Below are 22,476 nucleotides of genomic sequence, written 5' to 3'. Positions count from 1 at the left end.
CGCGAGCTGCCCGACCGGGCGCTGCCGGAGCCCAGCCTGCCCGGGGACGGGCCGCCGCCCGCGCACCGCTGGGCCGACCGCGACCCGGAGGCCGCCAGGCGGCTCACCGCCGCCCGCGCCGTCGTCGCCGCGCTCGCCGACGAGCACTCGATGCCGTCGGAGAACCTCGTCCAGCCCGACTACGTCCGCCGGCTGGCCTGGACGCCGCCGCCGGAGCCGTCGGCGTCCGCGATCGGCGCCGCGCTGCGCGAGCTCGGGGCCCGCGCCTGGCAGGTGGAGCTGACCGCCCAGCCGCTCGCCAAGGCGTTCCTCCGCCTCGAAAGCAAAGGCGGGCTCTGACGCACTTGCCGGGGGGCGACCGGCGGACGCAGACTGGGTTAGGTTAGCTTTGCCTAAAAGGTCTGTGCCATTCGGAGGAGTGCGGCGATGCTACTGGGCAACTTCCTCATCGGGCTGCGCGAGGGGCTTGAGGCCGCCCTGGTCGTGAGCATCCTGATCGCGTACCTGGTGAAGACCGGCAACCGCCGGGCCCTGCTCCCCGTCTGGGCGGGGATCGGCGCCGCCATCGCGCTCGCGGTCACCTTCGGCATCACGTTGAGCGCCGCGTCCTCGGAGATGCAGTTCAAGACGCAGGAGCTGTTCGGCGGCGTCCTGTCGATCCTGGCGGTGGGGCTCGTCACCTGGATGGTCTTCTGGATGCGCAAGACCGCCCGCTTCATGAAGGCGGAACTGGAGGGCAAGCTGGAGGGCGCGCTCAGCGTCGGGCCGCTCGCCCTCGCCGCCGTCGCGTTCCTCGCCGTCGGACGCGAGGGACTGGAGACCGCGCTGTTCCTGTGGACGAACATCTCCAACTCCTCCGGCGGCTCCACCGAGCCGATCATCGGCGCGTTCCTCGGCCTCGCCGTCGCCGTCGCGCTCGGCTACCTGCTCTACCGCGGCGGCCTCAAGATCAACCTGAAGCGGTTCTTCACCTGGACGGGCGCCGCGCTCATCGTCGTCGCCGCGGGCGTGTTCGGCTACGGCTTCCACGACCTGCAGGAGGCCGAGGTCTTCCCCGGCCTGAACTCCGTCGCACTGGAGCCGCACGCGTTGTTCGCCAAGTTCGGCGGCGCGGGCGACTGGATGCAGACGGTGTTCCAGGGCGTGCTGAACGTCACCCCGCAGATCACCTGGCTGCAGCTGGCCATGTGGGCCGCCTACCTGGTGCCGGTGATGTTCTTCTTCCTGCGCAACCCGGCGCCGCCCAAGCCCGCCACCGCCACGGCCACCGAGCCCGCGGCGACGTCCTAAAGGTCGGGCAGAGGGTCGCGGGGAAGGCTGTCGCGGGCGAAGATCTCGGCGTCGGCCGCGTTGACGACCGGGACGTACTCGTCGTCCACCTCGAAGACGGCGCCGGCGAACTCGAACGACGCGCCGGTGCCGGTCTCCACCGGCCCGATCCGGGTGCCGCGCGGGTAGCTGCCCCAGACGCTCTGCGGGGTGCTGCGGCTCAGCGAACCGGTGGAGACCACCGCGACCTGGTCATCGGTGACGACGAAGACGAAGCCCGCGCCGCCGCCGTAGGCCATCGCGGGGAAGATGTAGCGGATCTCTCCGTCTATTCCGAGGAACTCCCGGCAGCGCTCACGTAGCGGGCGTGGCACCGGCATGGCTGTTGAGCCACCTCCCCCAGGCGGGACGTCGTCGGCGTCACAATCATGCACCGGCCCGGCGGAGCGTGACCAGTGTCAGGCCGACGCCAGCGCCGTCGTCGGCGGCAGCCGCGCGGCCCGCATCGCCGGATACAGGCCGGCGACCGTGCCGATCGCCAGGGTCGCGGCGAGCGCACCGCCGAGCGCCCACACCGGCACGACCGGCGGCCACCCCTTCCACAGCGCGAACCCGGCGGTGACGGCGGTGCCGAGCACCGTCCCGGCGGCGCCGCCGAACGCCGACAGCAGCAGCGACTCGGCGAGGAACTGCGTCCGCACCTGGCCGCGGGTCGCGCCGAGCGAGCGGCGCAGCCCGATCTCGCGGCGCCGCTCCAGCACCGAGATCACCATCGTGTTCGCGACACCGACCCCGCCGACCAGCAGCGCGACCGCGCCGAGTCCGAGCAGCAGGCCGGTGAACGCGCCCGCCGCCGCGGCCTTGGCCTCCAGCGCGTCCGAGGGGCGGCTGACCTCCACCTCCTCGGGGCGCTCGGGACTGACCGTACGGGCGAGGACGTCGCGGACGTCGTCCACGGACGCGTCCGTGGAACGTTCGTAGACCGTCGTGGGGTGCCCGTCGAAGCCGAGGTAGCGGCGGGCCGCGTCCCAGCCGACGAGGGCGGAGCGGTCGATCTCCGGCGCCAGCTCGGCGGGCCGCAGCACGCCGAGGACGACGAACCACCGGCCGCCGATCCACACCTGGCCGCCCGCCCGGTCCAGGCCGAGCCGCCGCGCCGCCTCGGCGCCGAGCACGACACCGGGATAGCGTTCCGTGCCGGCGTTCAGCCAGCGTCCGCTCGCCGTCCGCACGTCGAGCGTGCCGAGCAGTTCGGTCGTGGCGGCCTGCACGGCGATGCCCTGGGTGACCTCGTCCGGGATCTTGTCGGTGCGGCGGACGGTCGCCTCCACCGACCCCGTCGCGCCCACGGCGGTGACCGGGCCGATCCGCCGCACCATCTGCGGCGCCGACTCCGGCAGCTCCGCCTTCTCCCCGAACAGGGTGTCGCCCGGCTTCACGGTCAGCAGGTTCGTGCCGAGCCGGTCGAGCCGCCGCAGCAGGTCCTCCTTGCCGGACGAGGAGATCCCGATGACCGCGACCATCGTGGCGATCCCGATCGCGATGCCGAGCGCGGACAGCACGACCCTGGCCGGACGGGCCCGAAGGCCGCCGAACCCGACGCGCAGGACGTCGTTCGCGCCGAGCCGCGCGGGTGCGAGCGCGGCCCTCATCGGCCGGCCACCTCCGCCCGCTCGTCCGCGACGATCAGCCCGTCGCGGACCCTGACCCGGCGCGGCGCCCCCGCCGCGACGTCCAGGTCGTGCGTGATGATCGCGACGGTGGTGCCGGCGCGGTTCAGCTCGTCCAGCAGGGCCAGCACCCCGGCGCCGGCGGCGGAGTCGAGGTTGCCGGTGGGCTCGTCCGCCAGCAGGAGGTCCGGTTCGCGGGCGACGGCCCGCGCGACCGCGACCCGCTGCTGCTCGCCGCCGGACAGCTGGTGCGGGCGGTGCCCGGTCCGGTTTCCGAGCCCGACGCGTTCGAGCGCCGCCCGTGCCCGCTCCCGCCGCTCTTTCAGCCTGGCACCGCCGTAGAGGAGGCCGTCGGCGACGTTGTCGAGCGCGGTGACACCGGCGGCCAGGTGGAACTGCTGGAACACGAAACCGATATGCCGGGCCCGCAGCGCCGACAGTTCCCGGTCGGTGAGCCCGGCGACCTCGTGCCCGGCGACGCGCACGCTGCCGCCGGTCGGCCGGTCCAGCGTCCCGATCATGTGCAGGAGCGTCGACTTGCCCGACCCGGACGGCCCCACGATCGCGACCAGCTCCCCCGGCGCGATCCCCAGGTCGACGCCCTTCAGCGCCGTGACACCGTCCGCGTACTCCTTGGTCACCCCGGACAGCTCGACGATCTTCGCGCCCTGCCCGTCCATGCCCAGCGTGTTCATTCGGCGGGCACCCCGACCTTCATGCCCGCGCGGACGCCGGTCCCGCTGATCTCGACGCGTCCGCTGCCGAACGTACCGGTCTCCACGGGGAGGAGGCGGCGGCCGGCGGCGTCCACGACCTCGACGCCGAAGCCGCCCTCCCGCAACGCCAGCAGTGCCTCCACCGGCACCGACAGGACGTTCTCCCGGCGCTCGCTCTCCATTTCCACGGTGACCGGCGCCTCGTCCAGCCGCCCCGTCCCGGCGCCGGCGATCGAGATGTCGACGTCGACGGTGGTCTTGCGGTCCTGCCCGGCCCCGGTCTGCTCCGCGACACCGCCGACCCCGGTGATCGTCCCCTTGACGGTCGCGCCGCCGGGCAGTTCCACCGAGACCTCGGCGCCCTTCTGCGCGAGGTCCTGCTTGTCCGCGTCGAGGTCGACGTGGACGACCCGCCTCGTCCCGGCCACGGTGAGAACGGGCTGCCCCCGGCCGACGCGCCTCCCCTCGGGCGCCTTGACGTCCCTGACCCGCACGGCCCCGCCGAGGAACACGACCTGGCTCGCGTCGACCCTGCCGGTCTCGGGCAGGCCCCGGTCGTCCTGCCACTCCCTGAGCGCGGTCTCCGTCGCGCCGGTGAACTCCCCGTCCACGGTCATGCCCCCGTACCCGAGGGCCCGCAGGTTGTCTTCGAGTTGCCGGACGTCCGTGCCGGAGTCGCCGTTCTTCAGCGTCCGGTACATCGGGCTGCCGCCGTACATCAGCGTGACCGGCCTGCCCGCCACTTTCAGCAGCGTTCCGCCCCGCCTGACGGTCCGGCCCTGCTCCGGCGCCCATGTCACGACACCGGACGCCCCCGTCCACACCTCACGGACGTCGTCGTAGGTGAGCCTCCCGTCCACCTTCTCGGTGTCGACGAGGTCGCCTCTGCTCACCACGGCGGTGGCGAGCCGGGCCGCATGCCCGGCCTCCGCCTCGCCCCCGTCCCCCGTCCAGGCGAGGACGCTCACCCCGCCCGCCGCCACCACGACGGCGGCGCCACCCGCGGCCACGACCCGCCTCACCGCCCGAACCCCGGCAGGTCGCCGCGGCACGCCTCACGCGCCTTCTCCGTCTTGCCCTGGTCGACGCGCTCCTTGGGGATCGTCAACTGCCCGTCCGACCCGGGATCGGGAATGTTCACCCCGTGCTCGCGCATGCACTGCGCGAACTTCACGTACTGGTCGCGGACCTTCGGGTCCGTCAGGTCCGGCAGGCTCCCGCCCGCCTGAAGCCACTGCTTGCACTTCTCCAGCGCCGCCTGCAGCTTCGCCCGGTCGGTCCCCTCGCCCAGCCGCCGCGCCCTGGCGCCCCCGCTGCCGGGGTCGGGCACGTTCACCCCGTTCTCCCGCATGCACTGCGCGAACTTCAGCTGCGCGTCCTCCGCCGAGAGCGACCCGGTGGGCGACGCCGACACCGACACCTTCGCCGCCCCGCCGGCACTCGCCACCCCGCTCCCGCCGCCGTCGTCACCGCACGCCGCGACCCCGAAGACCACCGGCACCGCGAGCACGGCACCCCACATGCGCATTCCCATCTCGTCCTCTCCGCCGAGACCACCCGCCCCAGCGAAAAGCCATGAGACCGCCCCAAGGGTTAAACCCGCATTAGACGGGTTCGGTGGGGTGGTGCTTATCGGGGTTTAACGTCCGGCGCGTCATGCTCGGAGGCATGCGTGTTCTGATCGTCGAGGACGAGCGGGTGCTCGCCGACACCATCGCCGAGGGGCTCCGCGACGAGGCCATGGCCGTCGACGTGGTGTACGACGGTGACGATGCGCTGGAGCGGGCGTTCTACAACGAGTACGACGTGGTGATCCTCGACCGGGACCTGCCGACCGTCCATGGCGACGACGTGTGCCGTGAGCTGGTGGAGCGGCGCGGTTCCGGGCGCATCCTGATGCTGACCGCGGCGGGCGACGTCGACGATCGGGTGGACGGGCTGTCGCTCGGCGCCGACGACTATCTGCCGAAGCCGTTCGTGTTCAGCGAGCTGGTCGCGCGGGTGCGGGCGCTGGCGCGCAGGACGGGGCCGCCGGTGCCGCCCGTGCTGGAGCGGCGCGGCATCAGGCTCGATCCCCATCGGCGCAGGGTCGCGCGGGACGGCCGGGAGCTGCGGCTGACGAACAAGGAGTTCGCCGTGCTGGAGGAGCTGATGCGGGCGGAGGGCGGCGTGGTGAGCGCCGAGCGGCTGCTGGAGCGTGCGTGGGACGAGAACATCGACCCGTTCAGCAACATCGTCCGGGTGACGATGGCGACGCTGCGCCGCAAGCTGGGCGGGCCGCCCGTGATCGAGACGGTGACGGGTTCGGGATACCGGCTGGAGGCGTGGTGAAGAGGCTGAGCGTCAGGACGCGGCTGACCCTGGTGTACGGGTCGCTGTTCCTCGTCACGTCGGCGGTGCTGGTCGCGGTGACGTACCTGCTGACCGTCCGGACGATGGACGACCGGCTCTCGGTGAGCAGCGGCGGCGTCGACGCGACGACGCTCGCACGGCTGCGGGCGCTGGCGCTCAACGGCGACGTCGGCCGGCTGCTGGAGCTGAAGGCCGACGCCGACCGGCGGCTCGTCGAGCAGAAGCACGACGTGCTGGAGCAGCTTCTGCAGAGTTCCCTGGTGACGATGCTGGTGCTCGGCGTCCTCGCGGTGGGGATCGGGTACGTGGTCGCCGGGCGGATGCTGCGTCCGCTGCACAAGGTGACGGCGACGGCGCGGCGGCTGTCGGAGAGCAACCTGCACGAGCGGATCGCGCTCGACGGTCCGCAGGACGAGATCAAGGACCTGGCCGACACGTTCGACCGGATGCTGGACCGGCTGAACCGCGCGTTCGACGCCCAGCGGCGGTTCGTCGCGAACGCCTCGCATGAGCTGCGCACGCCGCTGACCATCAACCGGACGGTCCTGGAGGTGGCGCTCGCGAGCCGGAAGAACCCGCCGGAGACCAAGGCGCTCGCGGACGTCCTGCTCGGCAACACCGCCCGCCACGAGCGGCTCATCGAGGGCCTGCTGCTGCTCGCCAAGTCCGAACGGGGGCTCGGCACCCGCGTCGGCACCGCGCTGCCGGACGTGGTCCGCGCCGCGCTCGACCAGCTGGACGACCTGGTCGAGGAGGCGGCGGTGGACGTCGAGGCGAAGCTCGCGCCGGCCGCGGTGACCGGCGATCCGGTCCTGCTGGAGCGCTGCGCGGTGAACCTGGTGGAGAACGCCGTGAAGTACAACGTGCGGGACGGCCGGATCTGGGTCCGCACCGGCACCCGGGACGGCGCGGCGTTCCTCCAGGTCGTCAACACCGGACGCGCCGTCCCGGGCTACGAGATCGCGACGATCTTCGAGCCGTTCCGGCGGCTGCGCGCCGACCGCACGGGGTCGAAGGACGGCGCCGGACTCGGCCTGTCGATCGTCCGGGCGGTGGTGGACGCGCACGGCGGCACGATCGAGACCGTCCCGCGCGCGGACGGCGGCCTGTCGATCACCGTCCGGCTGCCGCTCGCGGAGCGGCCCGCGCTCGCGGCCTAGCCCGGCCGGGGGGCGCCCGGCGGCGGCCAGGCGACATGCCCCTCCGGCGGCGTCCGGCCGGGGCGCGCGGTCAGCCAGCGGTGCACGACCTTGCCGGTCGCGTTGCGCGGCAGCTCGGGGATGAAGTGCACGTCGCGCGGCACCGCGTACCGGGCGACCTGCGCGTGCACGTACGCGCGGACGGCGTCCGCGTCGAGCCGGGCACCGGGCCGCAGGACGAGGTAGGCGGCGAGCCGCTGCCCCCACGCGTCGTCGGGAACGCCGGTGACCGCGGCCTCGCGGACCTCCGGCAGCCGGAGCAGCGCGTCCTCCACGTCCTGCGGGACGATGTTCTCGCCGCCGGACACCACCATCCCGTCGCTGCGGCCCTCCACGAACAGCAGCCCGCGATGGTCGATGTGGCCGAGGTCGCCGGTGGCGAGGAGCCCGTCGCGGACCTCCATCGGCTCACCGGCCGTGTACCCCTCGAACAGCAGCTCGTTCGCGGCGAAGATCTGGCCGCGGGTGGATCGGCCCAGCCGGCGGCCGTCGGCGCCGAGGATCGCCAGCGCGGTGTTGCGCGGCGGGCGTCCGGCGGTGCGCGGGTCGAGCCGCAGGTCGTGCGGGGTCGCGATGGACACCCACGACGCCTCGGTGGACCCGTACACGTTGTAGAGCCGGTCGCCGAACGCGTCCATGAACCGGGTGGCGAGGTCGCCGGGCAGCGCGGCACCGCTCAGCGCGAAGATCCGCAGCGCGGACGTGTCGTAGCGGTCGCGGACCTCGGGCGCCAGTTCCAGGATGCGCTGGCACATGACCGGGACGGCGAACACGGCGGCGGCGCGGTGGGAGGTGATGGCCCGCAGCGTCTGCTCGGGGTCGAACCGGCGGTGCAGCACGACCGGCGCCCGCAGCGCCCACGCCATCTGCAGCGCGGCGTACCCCCAGGTGTGGAACAGCGGCGCCTCGACGATCATCGCCTGCCCGGCGCGCAGCGGGATCCGGGACGTCATCGAGGCGAGCGGCCACAGGCCGGGCCGGGGCGGGCGGCGGGCGCCCTTGGGGCGCCCGGTGGTGCCGGAGCTGAGCATGATGGTCCGGCTCTGGATCTGCGGCGGCCCGGCGACGGCGTCGGACGCGGGCACCGAGGCGATGATCTCCTCGATGCCGCGGCCCGTCCCGGCGGCCGGGCGGGGAGCCGCGTCCACGGGGGGACGCGGCGGGGGCGGCAGTGTCGCGGTGGGTACGGGGGCGGCGAGCGGCATCCCGGCGGGCGGGTTCCCGGCGGGCGGCGGGCGGTCGGCCCACAGCACGGTCCGGCGCAGCGCGAGCGGGACGTTCGCGAGCAGCGGCGCGAACTCGGCGTCGATGACGATGACGGCGGGGCGCAGCTCGCCGAGCACGGCGCGCAGCTGGCCCGCTCCGAACCCGGTGTTGAGCAGGACGACCTCGGCACCGCGCCGTGAGCAGGCGACGAGCGTCAGCGCCATGCCCCGGTGGTTGCGGCACAGGACGCCGACGCGCGGGCGGGGGCCGTGCAGGGGCAGCCCGGCGGCGAGGCGGGCGGCTCGCTCGTCCAGTTCGGCGAACGTCAGCACGCCCTCGTCGTCGATCAGCGCGGGCCGGGACGGGGAGCGGGCGGCGGACGAGGCGACGAGCCCGGCGAGCGTGGTCCCCCAGCGCCGCAGCGTGCCCATCTGCCGGACGAGGCGGCGCGGCCCGCCGTCGAACAGCAGCCCGGTTCGCAGCAGCAGCGCGGTGAGGTCGCGGATGTGGCCGATCCGCCGGCGCATCCCCGGCCGGTACGCGGGCTTCGCGTGCGTCACACTCCGCCTCCTCCCGAATCACGGTACCCACAGGTCCCCGGCCGAACAAGGGCACCTCCACGTCAGTGGTTACTGACGAGTAGCGTTCTGGGTTACCAACAAGTAGCATCGTTGGCGCGGGTACTCGTGCCGCCCTTACAGCCGGGTGCGGCACGAGGCTCGACATCTTTCATCGAGCCCATCGCAGGGAGGACGATCCCGTGCCTCGCACCGCACGCGACGTCGTGTTCGTCGACGGCGTCCGCACGCCATTCGGCAAGGCCGGCCCCAAGGGCCTGTACGCGGAGACCCGCGCCGACGACCTGGTCGTCCGCGCGATCCGCGAGCTGATGCGCCGCAACCCGTCCCTGCCGCCCGAGCGGGTGGACGAGGTCGCGATCGCCGCCACCACGCAGACCGGCGACCAGGGCCTGACCATCGGGCGGTCCGCCGCCGTGCTGGCCGGGCTGCCGAAGAGCGTCCCCGGCTACGCCGTCGACCGGATGTGCGCGGGGGCGATGACCGCCGTCACCGCGACCGGCGCCGGCATCTCGTTCGGCTCCTACGACGTCGCCATCGCCGGCGGCGTCGAGCACATGGGACGGCACCCGATGGGCGAGGGCGTCGACCCGAACCCGCGGTTCCTCGCCGACAAGCTCGTCGACCCGTCCGCGCTGGTGATGGGCTCGACCGCGGAGAACCTGCACGACCGGTTCCCCAGCATCACCAAGGAGCGCGCGGACGCCTACGCCGTGCGCAGCCAGCAGAAGGTCGCCGCCGCCTACGCCGCCGGGAAGATCCAGCCGGATCTCGTGCCGACCGCGATCCGCGGCGCCGAAAAGGGCTGGGGCCTCGCCACCGAGGACGAGCCGCCGCGTCCCGGCACCACGATGGACGACCTGGCCGCGCTGAAGACGCCGTTCCGCGTGCACGGCAACGTCACCGCCGGGAACGCCGCCGGGCTCAACGACGGCGCCACCGCCTGCCTGCTCGCCGCCGAGGACGTCGCCCGCGAACTCGGTCTCACCCCGAAGATGCGGCTCGTCGACTTCGCCTTCGCCGGCGTGGAACCGGAGGTCATGGGCGTCGGCCCGGTCCCGGCGACCGAGAAGCTGCTGGCCCGCAACTCGCTGACCATGGACGACATCGGCCTCATCGAGATCAACGAGGCGTTCGCCGTGCAGGTGCTCGCGTTCCTGGAGCACTTCAAGATCGCCGATGACGACGCGCGGGTGAACCCGTGGGGCGGCGCGATCGCGCTCGGCCACCCGCTCGCCTCGTCCGGGGTCCGGCTGATGAACCAGCTGTCCCGGCTGTTCGAGGAGCACGCGGACGTCCGCTACGGGCTGACCACGATGTGCATCGGCATGGGCATGGGCGGAACCGTTCTCTGGGAGAACGCGAACTGGGAGGGCACGAAGTGACCAGCCTTGGAGAAGTCTTCGCGGGCGAGGTCGTCACGCACGCACGCGTCCGCGACGTGACACTGCCCTACGGCGCGGGCACGCTCGCGCTCATCACCCTGGACAACGGCTTCGACCACACCAAGCCGAACACCTTCGGCCCGAACGGCCTCGCCGAGCTGAACGCCGCCATCGACACCGTCGCCGGACGCGACGACATCGTGGCCGTCGGCGTCACCGGCAAGCCGTTCATCTTCGCCGTGGGCGCCGACCTCAAGGGCGTTCCGCTCATCACGGGCCGCGAGGACGCGGCGGCCATCGGCAAGCTCGGTCACGACGTGTTCCGGCGGCTGGGCGAGCTGGCCGTGCCGTCCTTCGCCTACTACAACGGCGCGGCGATGGGCGGCGGCGTCGAGATCGGCCTGCACTGCGCCTACCGGACGATCTCCTCCGGCGTCCCGGCGTTCGCGCTGCCCGAGACGTTCCTCGGCCTGGTACCGGGCTGGGGCGGGACGTACCTGCTGCCGAACCTGATCGGTGCGGAGAGGGCGCTCAAGGTCATCATCGACAACCCCCTCGCGCAGAACCGGATGCTGAAGGGCGCGCAGGCGTACGAGCTGGGCATCGCCGACGCGATCTTCGACTCGGCCGACTTCCTGGAGGAGTCGCTCGCCTGGACGGCCCGCGTCCTGAAGGGCGAGATCACCGTCCGGCGTCCCGAGGTGGACAGGGGCAAGGCGTGGGACGACGCGGTCGCGGCGGCCCGCTGGAACGTGGACGGCAAGCTGCACGGTGCGGCCCCGTCCTATGTGAAGGCGCTCGACCTGGTCGCCGCCGCCAAGGACCGCTCCCGCGACGAGGGCTTCGCCGCCGAAGACGAGGCGCTGTGCTCCCTCATCATGAGCGACGAGCTGCGCGCCGGCCTCTACGCGTTCGACCTCACCCAGAAGCGCGCGAAGAAGCCGGCCGGCGCACCGGACAAGGCCCTCGCCCGCAAGGTCACCAAGGTCGGCGTCGTCGGCGCGGGCCTGATGGCCTCGCAGCTCGCACTGCTGTTCGCGCGCCGTCTGGAGGTCCCGGTCGTGCTGACCGACCTCGACCAGGAACGCCTGGACAAGGGCGTCGGTTACGCGCACGGCGAGATCGACAAGCTGCTCGGCAAGGGACGCCTCTCCCCGGACAAGGCGAACCGCCTCAAGTCGCTCATCTCCGGCTCGCTCACCAAGGACGCCTTCGCCGACGCCGACTTCGTCATCGAGGCCGTGTTCGAGGAGATGTCGGTCAAGAAGAAGGTGTTCGCCGAGGTCGAGGAGTACGTCTCGGCCGAGTGCGTCCTCGCGACCAACACCTCCTCGCTGTCGGTCGGCGAGATGGCGTCCGGGCTCGAGCACCCCGAACGCGTCGTCGGCTTCCACTTCTTCAACCCGGTCGCGGTGCTGCCGCTGCTGGAGATCGTCCGGGGCGAGCAGACCGGCGACGCCGCGCTCGCCACCGCGTTCGCGACCGGCAGGGCGCTGAAGAAGTCGTGCGTGCTGGTGAAGGACGCCCCGGCGTTCGTCGTCAACCGGGTCCTGCTGCGCCTGCTCGCCGAGATCGTCAAGACGGTCGACGAGGGCACCCCGATCGAGGTCGCCGAGCGGGCCGCCGCGCCGCTCGGGCTGCCGATGCCGCCGTTCGTGCTGATGGGCCTGGTCGGCCCGGCGATCGCGCTGCACGTCAACGAGACCCTGCACGAGGCGTTCCCGGACCGGTTCCCGCTGTCGGACAACCTCGCGAAGATGGTGGCGGCCGGCAAGTCCGGCGTGTACCTGCCCGACTTCTCCCTCGACCCCGAGGTCGTGCAGATCTTCGCGGGCGGGACGAGCCCGTCCACCGAGCAGCAGGTCCTCGACCGGGCGCTCACCGCGCTCGCCGAGGAGATCCGCATCATGCTGGACGAGGGCGTCGTCGCCGCACCGCAGGACATCGACCTGTGCATGATCCTCGGCGCCGGCTGGCCGTTCCACCTCGGCGGCATCACCCCGTACCTGGACAGGTCGGGCGTCGCCGAGCGGGCGACCGGCCGCCGCTTCCTGGCGCCGGGGGTCGCCTCCCTCCCCGCCTGATCCCCGGCCGCTCCCGGCGAAAGAGGCGTTCCGAGCCGCGTTCGGAACGCCTCTTTGCCAATGTTTCCGCAGGTCAGAGCATATTCACGGGGCCGCTGATCATAAGTCGCGCATATCTGGGCATACGCCGGGAAAACGCGACGAGCACGATGGGATGCGGAAGGGCGCCGAGGATGAACCTGCTGCGCACGAAGTCGGTCGAGCAGTCGATCCGGGACACCGAGCAGCCGGGGCACCGGCTCCGACGCGACCTGTCGGCGCTGGACCTGACCGTCTTCGGCATCGGCGTCATCATCGGGACCGGCATCTTCGTGCTCACCGGGCAGGTCGCCAAGGAGAAGGCCGGGCCCGCGGTCGCGCTGTCGTTCATCCTCGCCGCCGTCGTGTGCGGGCTCGCGGCGCTGTGCTACGCCGAGTTCGCCTCCACCGTCCCCGTCGCCGGATCGGCCTACACCTTCTCCTACGCGACGCTCGGCGAACTCCCGGCCTGGATCATCGGCTGGGACCTCATCCTGGAGATGGCCCTCGGCGCGGCGGTGGTCGCGGTCGGCTGGTCCGGTTACTTCGCCTCGCTGCTGGACGACATGGGGATCACCCTGCCCGCCTCGATCGCCGCCCCGCCGGGCGAGGGCGGGACGGTCAACGTCCCGGCCATCTGCCTGGTGCTGCTGGTCACCGCGCTGCTCGTCCTCGGCATCAAGGTCTCCTCGCGGGTGAACGCGGTGGTCGTCGGCATCAAGGTGTCCATCGTGCTGCTGGTGATCTTCGCCGGGCTGTTCTTCATCGACGGCGCCAACTACAAGCCGTTCATCCCGCCCGCCCAGTCGACGCCGGAGGTCTCCGGCCTCAAGGCGCCGCTGATGCAGGAGCTGTTCGGGATCACGCCGGTCAGCTTCGGCTGGCTCGGCATCTTCGCCGCCATCGCGATCGTCTTCTTCGCCTACATCGGTTTCGACATCGTCGCCACCGCCGCCGAGGAGGCCCGCCGCCCGCAGCGGGACCTGCCGATCGGGCTCATCGGCTCCCTCCTCGTCACGGCCGTCCTGTACGCCGCCGTGTCCACCGTCGTCGCCGGAATGCAGAACTACAAGAAGCTGAGCATCGAGGCGCCGCTCGCGGACGCGTTCAAGTCCGTCGGCCACCCGGTCTTCGCCACCATCATCAGCGTCGGCGCGGTGATCGGCCTCACCACCGTCGTGCTGATCCTGCTGCTCGGGCAGAGCCGCATCTTCTTCGCGATGAGCCGGGACGGCCTGATGCCCGGCTGGCTCTCGGCCGTCCACCCGCGCTTCGGCACCCCGTACCGCGCGACCGTCATCATGGGCGTCATCGTCGCCGTCCTCGCCGGGTTCATCCCGCTGGCCGAACTGGCGGAGCTGGTCAACATCGGGACGCTGTTCGCGTTCCTCGTCGTCTCGATCGCGGTGGTGATCCTGCGCCGCACCCGCCCGGACCTGCCCCGCGCGTTCCGCACGCCGTGGGTGCCGCTCACCCCGATCCTGTCCGTGCTGGCCTGCCTGTTCGTGATGATCAACCTGCCAGTGGAGACGTGGCTGCGGTTCCTCGCCTGGATGGTCGTCGGCATCGTCTTCTACGGCTTCTACGGCTACCGGCACAGCCGGGTGCGCGGCGCGGAGGCGGTCTCGGTGAAGTCCTGACCCGTGATGGGACCCGCGGTGTTCTTTCACCCGCCGGGTAGGCACAATGACCCGCATGGCTTCTCCAGCGCTCGTTGCGGTGATCGGCTCCGGCCCGGCGGGGATCTACGCCGCCGAGGCCCTCGTCAAGCAGACGGGCGGTGACGTCCGGGTGGACGTGTTCGACCGGCTGCCGACGCCGTACGGACTGGTCCGCTACGGGGTCGCGCCCGACCACACGTCGATCAAGTCGATCGCCCGGTATCTGCAGCGAGTACTGGAGGACCCGGCCGTCCGCTTCTTCGGCTGCGTCGAGCTGGGTCGCGACCTCACCCGCGCCGACCTGCTCGACTGCTACGACGCCGTCATCTACGCGACCGGCGCGATGGTCGACCGGCACATGCGGATCCCCGGCGAGGACCTGCCCGGCAGCATCGCCGCCACCGACTTCGTCAACTGGTACTGCGGGCACCCCGACGCCGCCGACCACGAGTTCGACCTGTCGGTCGAGGAGGTCGCGGTGGTCGGCGTCGGGAACGTCGCCGTCGACGTCGTCCGCATCCTCGCCAAGACCGCCGCCGAGCTGCGCGACACCGACGTGCCCGAGCAGGTCATCGAGGCACTGTCGCGCAGCAGGGTCGAGCGCATCCACATGATCGGGCGGCGCGGCCCGGCGCAGGCGAAGTTCACCACCAAGGAGGCCCGCGAGCTGGGCGAGCTGCCCAACGCGAGCATCCACGTCAGCCCCGCGGACATGGACCTCGACCCGGCGAGCGCCGCGCTCGCCGAAAGCGACCGCCACGTGCGCGGGAACATCAAGGCCCTGAGCGCCTGGACGGGCGAGCCGGCGCCCGGCCGGGCCCGGCACATCGACGTGCGGTTCTGGCGCGCGCCCGCCGAGATCCTCGGCACCGGCCGCGTCGAGGGGCTCAGGCTGGAGAAGACCCGGCCGGACGGGTCGGGCCGCGTCACCGGAACCGGCGAGTACGAGACGCTTCCCGTCGGGATGGTGCTGCGGTCGGTCGGCTACCAGAGCGTTCCGCTGGACGGGGTGCCGTTCGACGAGCGCTCCCGCATCGTCCCGAACGACGGCGGCCGCGTCCTCGGGCCGGACGGCGCACCCGTGCCCCGCGAATACGTCGCCGGCTGGGTCAAGCGCGGGCCGTCCGGTGTCGTCGGCACCAACAAGTCGGACGCCGCCGAGACCGTCCGCAACCTCCTGGAGGACCTCGCCGGGACGCGGCCGGCGCCGAAGCGCACCATCGAGGAGCTGCTGGAGTCGCGGGGGCTGCCCGTCGTCACCTACGCCGACTGGCTCAACCTCGACGCCGCCGAAATCGCCCTCGCCCGCACCCTGGAGCGCGGCGAGCGGGTCAAGCTGGCCCGCTGGGAGGCCATGACGTCGGCGTGCCGCGGCGGCGGGTGATTCCCCTCCGGGCGAATATCCCGCCGGGAAGGTAGTGACGGGCAGGTGACGCGGGCGCTACGGTGCCGCGTGTGACCGGCGGTCCAGAACTGCACGGGTTCCCCCCTCCCGAGACGGTCCCCGACCTCAGGTGGCTGGGCCCCGACTACGTGTCCGTACTCGTGTACGACCTGACGCAGGGGCTCCTGCGCCAGGACCCGCGCACGTCCGTCATGGGCGTGCGGTGCGAGGGCGAGCCCCGGCTCTCCCCCTCGGTGGATCCGGCCGGCGTCATCCGCGCGCACGACGCCTGCTTCCCGCTGCAGGTCTTCGTCCAGGACGGTGCCGGACGCCCGTGGCGCCTGCGTGGGCAATGGACGTACTCGGGACGCGGGCTCGGCACGTCCGCCGCGTCCATCACCCACGTCTGGCGGCTGCTGTCGGCCGAGGGCGTCTAGACGCGGGGTTTCACGTCTTCTTCCGCCCCCTGGCCGGGCCGCCCGCCGACGCCGTCTCCCGGCCGCCCCGTCCCGCGGACCCGTGCTGCTCCAGGGCCTTCAGGATCTCGGGAGTCAGGGCCTCCGCCAGCGCGGGCGCGAGGGCGTCGGCCAGCGAGGACGCCAGAACCTGGGCGAGCAGGAGCCGTTCGAGCCCCGAGGACCGCGGTGCGGCGGTTCCCGCCGACATGAGCGTCCTTTCGATCAGGCTCGCCATCGGCTCCCCGGCGCCCGCCCGGGTCTTCCCGGCATGGGCGGCGTCATTGAGTATGTCGCGGATCAAATCGTCGATCAGCGATTCTGTCGAGTCATGGCCGGTCGGCTCACCGGATTCCTGCGCCGCCATGAATTGCTCCTCTACTGTCGAATTGAACCGTCCCCCAGTTGCCGCTTTCCTTCCGGCAACTGGGGGCGTCTTCTCTGCGGTCCGGAAATCGGCGTTACCGCCCCGCGAGCGCGGCGAGGAGAAGCGGATGCTCGACGATGGACTCGCCCCGGTTCTCACGGCGGCGCGCCAGCGCCGCGAGGAGGAGCGGGTGCTCCACGATGCTCTCCCCCTCCTCCCGGCGCCGCATCAGCGCGGCGAGAAGAAGCGGATGCTCGACGATGGACTCGCCCCGGTTCTCACGGCGGCGCATCAGCGCCGCGAGGAGGAGCGGGTGCTCGATGATGCTCTCGCCGCGCTGCTCACGGCGGCGCGCCAGCGCCGCGAGGAGGAGCGGGTGCTCCACGATGCTCTCCCCCTCCTCCCGGCGCCGCATCAGCGCGGCGAGAAGAAGCGGATGCTCGACGATGCTCTCGCCGCGCTGCTCACGGCGGGACGTGAGCGCGGCGAGCATCAGCGCCTCGAATGCCCGTTCTTCGCTCTCGGTGGTCTCGGCAGGTGCGGCTTGCTCTGCCGTCGTGGTCATGTGATCCCCTTTCGAGCAGGTGGGCAGGCGCACAACTTTCGTTGGCGGCGGTACCCGTGGCCCGCACTTCCTACCTGCAGAGGGGATTTTCTGCACACATGTTGACCCGCCCATGACAACGATTGTCCAATTCTCTCATTCTGGACAATTGCCCGGGCGGCGGACGCTACCGGAGGCCCTGCCGGCAGGCCCCGGCTCAGTCGGAGGTCGCGGGCTCGTGATCCTCCGCCGAGGTGATGCGCGCGATGGACTCGGTGATGTCACGGGCCAGGGCCTGCGGCGTCAGCCCGATGTCGGTGAGGATCTCGCCGCGGGACGCGTGGTCGAGGAACTCCTGCGGGATGCCGAACGTGCGGATCGGGGTGTCCACCTCGGCGTCGCGCAGCAGCCGGGCGACGGCGTCGCCGACGGCGCCGGTGCGGCCGTTGTCCTCGGCGACGGCGACGAGGGTGTGCTCGCGGGCGAGGTCGAGGAGCGCCGGGTCGAGCGGCTTCACCCACCGCGGGTCGACGACGGTGACGCCGATGCCCTGCGCGGCGATCAGTCCGGCGGCCTCGGCCGCGGGCGCCGCCATCGAGCCGGCCGCGACCAGCAGCACGCGGGTGCCGTTGGAGCCGTCGTGGCGGGCGAGGACGTCCATCTCGCCGGCCTTGCCGATCGCCTCGATGTCGGCGGCGGCCGGGCCCTTGGGGTAGCGGATCGCGGTCGGGCCGTCGGAGACGGCCACGCACTCGCGCAGCAGTTCGCGCAGCCGGGCCCCGTCGCGCGGGACGGCGATGCGCAGGCCCGGGACGAGCTGCAGGATCGACAGGTCCCACATGCCGTTGTGGCTGGCGCCGTCGTCCCCGGTCACACCGGAGCGGTCCAACGCGAACGTGACGGGCTGCCTGTGCAGTGCCGCGTCCATCAGGACCTGGTCGAACGCCCGGTTGAGGAACGTCGCGTACACCGCCACCACCGGGTGCAGGCCGCCCATGGCGAGCCCGGTGGCGGAGGTGACGGCGTGCTGCTCGGCGATGCCGACATCGAAGATGCGGTCGGGGAACGCCTCGGCGAACGGGGCGAGCCCGGTCGGATACAGCATCGCGGCGGTGATGCCGACGACGTCGCGGCGCTCCCGCCCGATCGCGACCATCTCCTCGCCGAACACCTTCGTCCAGGCGGGGCCGCCCTTCTTCGTGACGAACTTGCCGGTGGCGGGGTCGAACGCGCCGCCGCCGTGCATGCAGTCCTCGGTGTCGTTCTCCGCGGGCGCGTAGCCGCGTCCCTTGGTGGTGATGCAGTGCACGATGACGGGGCGGCCGAACCCGCGGGCGCGGCGCAGCGCGTGCTCGACGGCGTCCTCGTCGTGGCCGTCGATCGGGCCGACGTACTTCATGCCGAGGTCCTCGAACATGGCCTGCGGCTGCAGGACGTCCTTGAGGCCCTTCTTGATGCCGTGCAGCGCCTCGTAGGCGACGTTGCCGACCACCGGGGCCTTCGGCACGGTCTTCTTGATGAGGTTGAGCGCGTTCTCGTAGCCCTGGGTGACGCGCAGGTCGGCGAGGTGGGACGCGAGGCCGCCGATGGTCGGCGAGTACGAGCGGCCGTTGTCGTTGACGACGATGATGACCGGACGGTCGACGCCGGCGGCGATGTTGTTGAGCGCCTCCCAGCACATGCCGCCGGTCAGCGCGCCGTCACCGACGACCGCGACGACCGCGCGGTCGTCCTCGCCGCGCAACTGGAACGCCTTGGCGAACCCGTCGGCGTAGGAGAGCGCGGTCGAGGCGTGCGAGTTCTCGATGATGTCGTGCTCGGACTCGGCGCGGCTCGGGTAGCCCGACAGCCCGCCGCGCTTGCGCAGCAGCTCGAAGTCGTGCCGGCCGGTGAGGATCTTGTGCACGTAGGCCTGGTGCCCCGTGTCGAAGAGGATCTTGTCGTGCGGCGAGTCGAAGACGCGGTGCAGCGCGATCGTCAGCTCGACCGCGCCGAGGTTGGGCCCCAGGTGTCCACCGGTCTTGGAGACCGCCTGAACGAGAAACTCGCGGATCTCCTCCGCGAGTCGAGCCAGTTGAGCGGCGTCCAGTCGTTTGAGGTCGTCGGGACCTTTGATCGACTCCAGCAGGCTCACTCGTTTCAACTCCTCCGTCGGGGACCGGGTTTCCCCTGGCTCGGGCCGTTCTGAGTTTAATCCCGTTCTTCCGCGCCGCGCCGGACGCCACCCGCCGCGCGGACGTGAAATGGCCGACCCTCCGGCGTCGATGAGGTAGGAAGGCAGCATGGGCGTCGAAGAGATCGTGCTGCTCAACGCGGACGACGAAGCCGTCGGTACCGCCCCGAAGAGCACCAGCCATCATGAGGACACGCCGTACCACCTGGCTTTCTCCTGCTATGTGGTGGACACGGAGGGTCGCGTCCTGATCACCCGGCGCGCCCTGGACAAGCGGACGTTCCCCGGTGTCTGGACGGGGAGCTGCTGCGGCCATCCCGGTCCGGGCGAGAAGCTGCGCGACGCCGTGCTGCGGCGGCTGCGCGACGAGCTCGGCATCCCGGCCGCGGAGCTGACGTCCGTCCTGCCCCGGTTCCAGTACCGGGCCGTCGCCGAGGACGGCACCGTCGAGCACGAGCGCTGCCCCGTGGTGCGCGCCACCGTCCCGGCGGGCGGGCCCGTCCACCCGAACCCCGACGAGGTCGAGTGGGCCGAGTGGTGGACGTGGGAGCGCTGCCTGGAGCTGGCCGGACGTCCCGAGTCCTCGCCGTGGTACCGCCTCCAGCTGGCCGAGCTGGCACCGCTCGGCGCCCCGCCGGACTGGCCGGACGCCGGGCCGGCCGGGTTGCCGCCCGCCCTCGCCTGGTAGGCCGCCGCGACGGCGCCCCGGGCAGTAGTCACTCCGGCACGTCAACCTCACACCCTTCTCCGGCGTCACATGGGTGATCGAAAGTGATCCGCATGGGAATCGAACGGCCCGGCAGCCGTCCCATGACGCCCATCAACCTTTCGACCCGTCCGTTGGCAATTCAGCCGAGATGCGCCTAGCCTCTCGGGCATCGTCGCGCGGCGACCGGCGTCCCGCCGGGGCCTCGGCGATCCCGGGCCGGCCGAGTACGGGGCGATCAGTGGAGGTGACCGCGTGCAGGCGATGAGTGTTCAGCAGCCCTGGGCATTCGCGATCGCACGGGGCGGCAAGACCGTCTCGAACCAGGGCCTGCCCACCGCCTACCGCGGCCCCCTCCTCGTCCACGCCTCCATGCGCGTCGACCTGAAGGCGTGCGACTCCCCGCTCATCCGGGCCGCCGGCTGGGACCCCCGCGACCCGCTCGCCACCATCGGCGCCGTCATCGCCGTCGCCGACCTCGACGACGTCTGCTCCGCCCGCGACGGGTCCTGCGACTGCGGTCCCTGGTCCGAACGCGGCTTCCACCACTGGCACCTGACCGGCGTCCGGCCCCTCCCCCGCCCCATCATCGCCCTCGGCCACCCCGGTCTCTGGGAACCGCACCCCACCCTGCTCACCGAGGTGAACACGATGTTCGCTCTCAACAATGCCTCCTGAGAGTAAACATACCGCTACGCTCAGTCCCCGAAAGTCGGGCGGGGTAACGTAGTCCCTGCATTGATCTGTGGCACCGTTGATGGGAGCAGGGCCGTGAGCGTCGCGCATGACCATGGCGGTTTTGGTCCGTACACGATGGACGATCTGCACGCCCGAGAGGATGAAGGCCGCGGCCTGGAACTCGAAGACGGGTGGCTGATCGAGTTGTCCCCGAGCGCAACCCACAATTGGGCCGCCATGCAGGTGCAGGACATCATCAAAGCGGCCGCGACGGATGCCAAGGCCACGATCTTCGTCGCCGGCGGCGGCGAATGGGAGATCAGCACACCGGGCGGCATCCGTAAGCCGGACGTGTTCGTGGTGCCCAGGAGCGTGGCCCGTGCCTCGATCGTGGAGCGCAATCCGGTCGTGATTCCGGGCCGGGAGGTTCTGCTGGTCATCGAGGTCATCTCTCCGGGCAGCGCCAGCGAACGCGCCGACCGGGTGCGCAAGCTCAAGGAGTACGCGACCCTCGGCATTCCTCAGTACTGGCTCGTCGAATTCTCGCCTCACCCCAAAGTCCAGGTCTTCGTCCTGGAGAACGGGGCCTCCACCTATCGGCGGCTCTGCACAGCGGGAGCGGGGGAAGAGCTGAAGGCCGAGGTGGAGGCGGACAGGCCGTTCACCGTGCGGTTCGACCCGCGGGTTCTCACGGAGTTCTGAGCGCTTCGGCGGCCTCGCGGAGGCGGCGGAATTCGGCGGCGATCCTGTCGAGCGGCCAGCTCGCGTTGAGGCCGCTCGGGTTGGGCAGGACCCAGAGTCTCGCGGGGCCGAACATCTCGTCCTGCGGGCCGATCCGGGTGCGGGGGCGGCCGAAGGCGGTGCGGTAGGCGGTGACGCCGGCCACGGCCAGGTAGGCGGGGCGGTAACGCTCGACGAGGGCCTCCAGGCGGCGTCCGCCCTCACGGAGTTCGGCGTCGGTCAGCTCGTCGGCGCGGGCGGTGGTGCGGGACGCCAGGTTCGTGATGCCGAGGCCGTAACCGGGCAGGAGGTCCTGCTCGGACGGGTCGAGCAGGCGGTCGGTGAAGCCGGAGCGGTACAGCGCGGGCCAGAAGCGGTTGCCCGGACGGGCGAAGTGGTGGCCGGTCGCCCCCGAGTAGAGGCCCGGGTTGATGCCGCTGAACAGGATGTGCAGCGTCCCGCCGTCCGGGGGCAGGACATCGGGGACGACGCGGTCGCGGGCGGCCTCCAGGTCGGCCTTCGTGGGACGCATCAGACCAGATTACGGACGATCAGCACCACCGCGGACGATCCGACGACGATGAGCAGCGCCACGCGCAGACGCCCGGCGTCCAGGTAGCGGCGCAGCGGTCCGGCGGCGAGGAACCCGGCGAGGACGAACGGGAGAAGCCCCAGGCCCGCGACGACCTGCCGTACCGGAAGGTGCCCGGCGAGGCCGAGGGTCACCAGGGACAGCAGCGTGCCACCGCAGAAGAAGACCGCCAGCGTCGCGCGGACGCGGGGGCCGCTCTCCCGCTGGTAGAGCAGCGCCATCGGCGGGCCGCCGATGCCGGACGCGGTGCCGGTGGTGCCGGAGATGACGCCGGCGGCGGCGAGGGTGCGGCGGTTGCGCGGCACCTCGCGCGACCACGTCGTCACGGCGAGGGCGGCGAGGACGACGAAGCCGATCACGACGCCGAGGACGCGGTCCGGGACGGCGGCCACCAGCCACGCGCCGAGCGGCGTCCCGGCGAGGCGGCCGCCGAACGCCCAGCCGAGCCCGCGCGTGTCGACGTGCCGGACCTCCTGGGCGAGCGTCGCGAACGGCAGGGCGAACGCGACGACGAGGATCGCCCCCGGCATCAGCGACGGGAACAGCATCGTCACGATCGGCGTCGCGACCAGGCCGACGCCGAGGCCGACACTGCCCTGCACGATCGCGCCGACCAGCGCGGCCAGCCCGCCGAGCAGAAGAAAATCGAAAGGCGGCACCCGCCGACGCTATAACCCCACTTATCCGGTCTAGTACTCCAGCCGCACTTAGTGATCTTT

Annotated in this window: 22 protein-coding genes and 1 pseudogene; 12 read left to right on the top strand and 11 right to left on the bottom strand. The window is 72.0% G+C overall.

Annotated features, from left to right (window positions below; translation table 11 throughout):
• A pseudogene (locus AF1_RS35265) lies at positions 1-339 on the top strand (ribonuclease D); the annotation flags it as partial.
• Positions 340-426: 87 nt separating this feature from the next.
• On the top strand, positions 427-1,290 hold the full coding sequence (gene efeU, locus AF1_RS20415; RefSeq protein ID WP_067801489.1) for an iron uptake transporter permease EfeU: 864 nt from the start codon (positions 427-429) through the stop codon (positions 1,288-1,290).
• On the opposite strand, the gene AF1_RS20410 is transcribed toward efeU, so the two are convergent.
• From AF1_RS20410 to AF1_RS20390, 5 genes are all read right to left on the bottom strand, one after another.
• Complete coding sequence (locus AF1_RS20410) at positions 1,287-1,649, bottom strand: hypothetical protein (protein WP_067801486.1); 363 nt, start codon at positions 1,647-1,649, stop codon at positions 1,287-1,289. The genes efeU and AF1_RS20410 overlap by 4 nt on opposite strands.
• 78 nt (positions 1,650-1,727) lie before the next feature.
• Positions 1,728-2,921 (bottom strand): ABC transporter permease, encoded by a 1,194-nt coding sequence (locus tag AF1_RS20405; protein ID WP_067801483.1) that lies wholly within the window; start codon positions 2,919-2,921, stop codon positions 1,728-1,730.
• Positions 2,918-3,634, bottom strand: a complete 717-nt coding sequence (locus AF1_RS20400) for an ABC transporter ATP-binding protein (protein ID WP_242608798.1) — start codon at positions 3,632-3,634, stop codon at positions 2,918-2,920. The genes AF1_RS20405 and AF1_RS20400 overlap by 4 nt, the downstream gene beginning before the upstream one ends.
• The gene (locus AF1_RS20395; RefSeq protein ID WP_067801481.1) at positions 3,631-4,677 is read right to left on the bottom strand and encodes a peptidoglycan-binding protein; all 1,047 of its coding nucleotides are present in this window, start codon (positions 4,675-4,677) and stop codon (positions 3,631-3,633) included. The genes AF1_RS20400 and AF1_RS20395 overlap by 4 nt, the downstream gene beginning before the upstream one ends.
• A complete protein-coding gene (locus AF1_RS20390; protein ID WP_131732612.1) occupies positions 4,674-5,189 on the bottom strand; it encodes a hypothetical protein in 516 nt (171 codons plus the stop codon). Before AF1_RS20390 ends, AF1_RS20395 begins: the two co-directional genes overlap by 4 nt.
• A gap of 134 nt (positions 5,190-5,323) precedes the next feature.
• On the opposite strand from AF1_RS20390, the gene AF1_RS20385 reads away from it, so the two are divergent.
• Both AF1_RS20385 and AF1_RS20380 read left to right on the top strand, forming a co-directional pair.
• Positions 5,324-5,986 (top strand): response regulator transcription factor, encoded by a 663-nt coding sequence (locus tag AF1_RS20385; RefSeq protein ID WP_067801501.1) that lies wholly within the window; start codon positions 5,324-5,326, stop codon positions 5,984-5,986.
• Between the two features lie 5 nt (positions 5,987-5,991).
• A complete protein-coding gene (locus AF1_RS20380; protein ID WP_067801498.1) occupies positions 5,992-7,167 on the top strand; it encodes a sensor histidine kinase in 1,176 nt (391 codons plus the stop codon).
• On the opposite strand, the gene AF1_RS20375 is transcribed toward AF1_RS20380, so the two are convergent.
• Entirely contained in the window at positions 7,164-8,972 is a 1,809-nt protein-coding gene (locus AF1_RS20375) for an AMP-binding protein (RefSeq protein ID WP_242608796.1), read from the bottom strand. The genes AF1_RS20380 and AF1_RS20375 overlap by 4 nt on opposite strands.
• A 200-nt stretch (positions 8,973-9,172) precedes the next feature.
• Here AF1_RS20375 and AF1_RS20370 point away from each other — a divergent pair, with 200 nt between their 5' ends.
• The 5 genes from AF1_RS20370 to AF1_RS20350 all read left to right on the top strand — a co-directional run bounded on the left by AF1_RS20370 (position 9,173) and on the right by AF1_RS20350 (position 15,959).
• Positions 9,173-10,375, top strand: a complete 1,203-nt coding sequence (locus AF1_RS20370; RefSeq protein WP_067801478.1) for a thiolase family protein — start codon at positions 9,173-9,175, stop codon at positions 10,373-10,375.
• The gene (locus tag AF1_RS20365; protein WP_067801475.1) at positions 10,372-12,459 is read left to right on the top strand and encodes a 3-hydroxyacyl-CoA dehydrogenase NAD-binding domain-containing protein; all 2,088 of its coding nucleotides are present in this window, start codon (positions 10,372-10,374) and stop codon (positions 12,457-12,459) included. The genes AF1_RS20370 and AF1_RS20365 overlap by 4 nt, the downstream gene beginning before the upstream one ends.
• Positions 12,460-12,632: 173 nt before the next feature.
• Positions 12,633-14,117, top strand: coding sequence for an amino acid permease (locus tag AF1_RS20360; RefSeq protein WP_067801473.1), 1,485 nt, complete (start codon positions 12,633-12,635; stop codon positions 14,115-14,117).
• A 55-nt stretch (positions 14,118-14,172) separates the two neighbouring features.
• Positions 14,173-15,522: an FAD-dependent oxidoreductase gene (locus AF1_RS20355; protein ID WP_131732611.1), complete on the top strand. Its 1,350-nt coding sequence runs from the start codon at positions 14,173-14,175 to the stop codon at positions 15,520-15,522.
• A gap of 71 nt (positions 15,523-15,593) precedes the next feature.
• Positions 15,594-15,959 (top strand): hypothetical protein, encoded by a 366-nt coding sequence (locus tag AF1_RS20350; RefSeq protein ID WP_067801468.1) that lies wholly within the window; start codon positions 15,594-15,596, stop codon positions 15,957-15,959.
• Between the two features lie 10 nt (positions 15,960-15,969).
• Here AF1_RS20350 and AF1_RS20345 read toward each other — a convergent pair whose 3' ends face one another.
• From AF1_RS20345 to dxs, 3 genes are all read right to left on the bottom strand, one after another.
• On the bottom strand, positions 15,970-16,344 hold the full coding sequence (locus AF1_RS20345; protein WP_067801465.1) for a hypothetical protein: 375 nt from the start codon (positions 16,342-16,344) through the stop codon (positions 15,970-15,972).
• Positions 16,345-16,438: 94 nt separating this feature from the next.
• Positions 16,439-16,909 carry a hypothetical protein gene (locus AF1_RS20340; RefSeq protein WP_067801462.1) on the bottom strand — a complete coding sequence of 157 codons (471 nt, stop codon included), beginning with the start codon at positions 16,907-16,909 and terminating at the stop codon, positions 16,439-16,441.
• Positions 16,910-17,105: 196 nt separating this feature from the next.
• A complete protein-coding gene (gene dxs / locus AF1_RS20335) occupies positions 17,106-19,022 on the bottom strand; it encodes a 1-deoxy-D-xylulose-5-phosphate synthase (RefSeq protein WP_067801459.1) in 1,917 nt (638 codons plus the stop codon).
• A gap of 148 nt (positions 19,023-19,170) precedes the next feature.
• Between dxs and idi the strand changes: the two genes are divergently transcribed.
• The 3 genes from idi to AF1_RS20320 all read left to right on the top strand — a co-directional run bounded on the left by idi (position 19,171) and on the right by AF1_RS20320 (position 21,147).
• Entirely contained in the window at positions 19,171-19,749 is a 579-nt protein-coding gene (idi, locus tag AF1_RS20330) for an isopentenyl-diphosphate Delta-isomerase (protein ID WP_067801457.1), read from the top strand.
• Positions 19,750-20,031: 282 nt separating this feature from the next.
• Positions 20,032-20,445 (top strand): ASCH domain-containing protein, encoded by a 414-nt coding sequence (locus AF1_RS20325; RefSeq protein ID WP_242608795.1) that lies wholly within the window; start codon positions 20,032-20,034, stop codon positions 20,443-20,445.
• A gap of 93 nt (positions 20,446-20,538) precedes the next feature.
• Positions 20,539-21,147: a Uma2 family endonuclease gene (locus tag AF1_RS20320; protein WP_207394037.1), complete on the top strand. Its 609-nt coding sequence runs from the start codon at positions 20,539-20,541 to the stop codon at positions 21,145-21,147.
• Here AF1_RS20320 and mug read toward each other — a convergent pair.
• On the bottom strand, positions 21,134-21,697 hold the full coding sequence (gene mug, locus AF1_RS20315; protein WP_067801449.1) for a G/U mismatch-specific DNA glycosylase: 564 nt from the start codon (positions 21,695-21,697) through the stop codon (positions 21,134-21,136). The two genes, AF1_RS20320 and mug, sit on opposite strands and share 14 nt — an antisense overlap.
• Positions 21,697-22,416: a sulfite exporter TauE/SafE family protein gene (locus tag AF1_RS20310; RefSeq protein ID WP_067801446.1), complete on the bottom strand. Its 720-nt coding sequence runs from the start codon at positions 22,414-22,416 to the stop codon at positions 21,697-21,699. Before AF1_RS20310 ends, mug begins: the two co-directional genes overlap by 1 nt.
• Between the last annotated feature and the right edge of the window lie 60 nt (positions 22,417-22,476).

This window comes from Actinomadura formosensis NBRC 14204 (genome assembly GCF_001552155.1).
GTDB classification, from domain to species: domain Bacteria; phylum Actinomycetota; class Actinomycetes; order Streptosporangiales; family Streptosporangiaceae; genus Spirillospora; species Spirillospora formosensis.
This window is presented reverse-complemented; position numbering and strand designations above follow the sequence as displayed.

Bases quoted from the DNA above. Each gene is read 5' to 3' on its own strand.
- efeU (WP_067801489.1), top strand. From the start codon at position 427: ATGCTACTGGGCAACTTCCTCATCGGGCTGCGCGAGGGGCTTGAGGCC.
- AF1_RS20410 (WP_067801486.1), bottom strand. From the start codon at position 1,649: ATGCCGGTGCCACGCCCGCTACGTGAGCGCTGCCGGGAGTTCCTCGGA.
- AF1_RS20405 (WP_067801483.1), bottom strand. From the start codon at position 2,921: ATGAGGGCCGCGCTCGCACCCGCGCGGCTCGGCGCGAACGACGTCCTG.
- AF1_RS20400 (WP_242608798.1), bottom strand. From the start codon at position 3,634: ATGAACACGCTGGGCATGGACGGGCAGGGCGCGAAGATCGTCGAGCTG.
- AF1_RS20390 (WP_131732612.1), bottom strand. From the start codon at position 5,189: ATGGGAATGCGCATGTGGGGTGCCGTGCTCGCGGTGCCGGTGGTCTTC.
- AF1_RS20385 (WP_067801501.1), top strand. From the start codon at position 5,324: ATGCGTGTTCTGATCGTCGAGGACGAGCGGGTGCTCGCCGACACCATC.
- AF1_RS20360 (WP_067801473.1), top strand. From the start codon at position 12,633: ATGAACCTGCTGCGCACGAAGTCGGTCGAGCAGTCGATCCGGGACACC.
- AF1_RS20355 (WP_131732611.1), top strand. From the start codon at position 14,173: ATGGCTTCTCCAGCGCTCGTTGCGGTGATCGGCTCCGGCCCGGCGGGG.
- AF1_RS20345 (WP_067801465.1), bottom strand. From the start codon at position 16,344: ATGGCGGCGCAGGAATCCGGTGAGCCGACCGGCCATGACTCGACAGAA.
- AF1_RS20340 (WP_067801462.1), bottom strand. From the start codon at position 16,909: ATGACCACGACGGCAGAGCAAGCCGCACCTGCCGAGACCACCGAGAGC.
- idi (WP_067801457.1), top strand. From the start codon at position 19,171: ATGGGCGTCGAAGAGATCGTGCTGCTCAACGCGGACGACGAAGCCGTC.
- AF1_RS20325 (WP_242608795.1), top strand. From the start codon at position 20,032: ATGAGTGTTCAGCAGCCCTGGGCATTCGCGATCGCACGGGGCGGCAAG.
- mug (WP_067801449.1), bottom strand. From the start codon at position 21,697: ATGCGTCCCACGAAGGCCGACCTGGAGGCCGCCCGCGACCGCGTCGTC.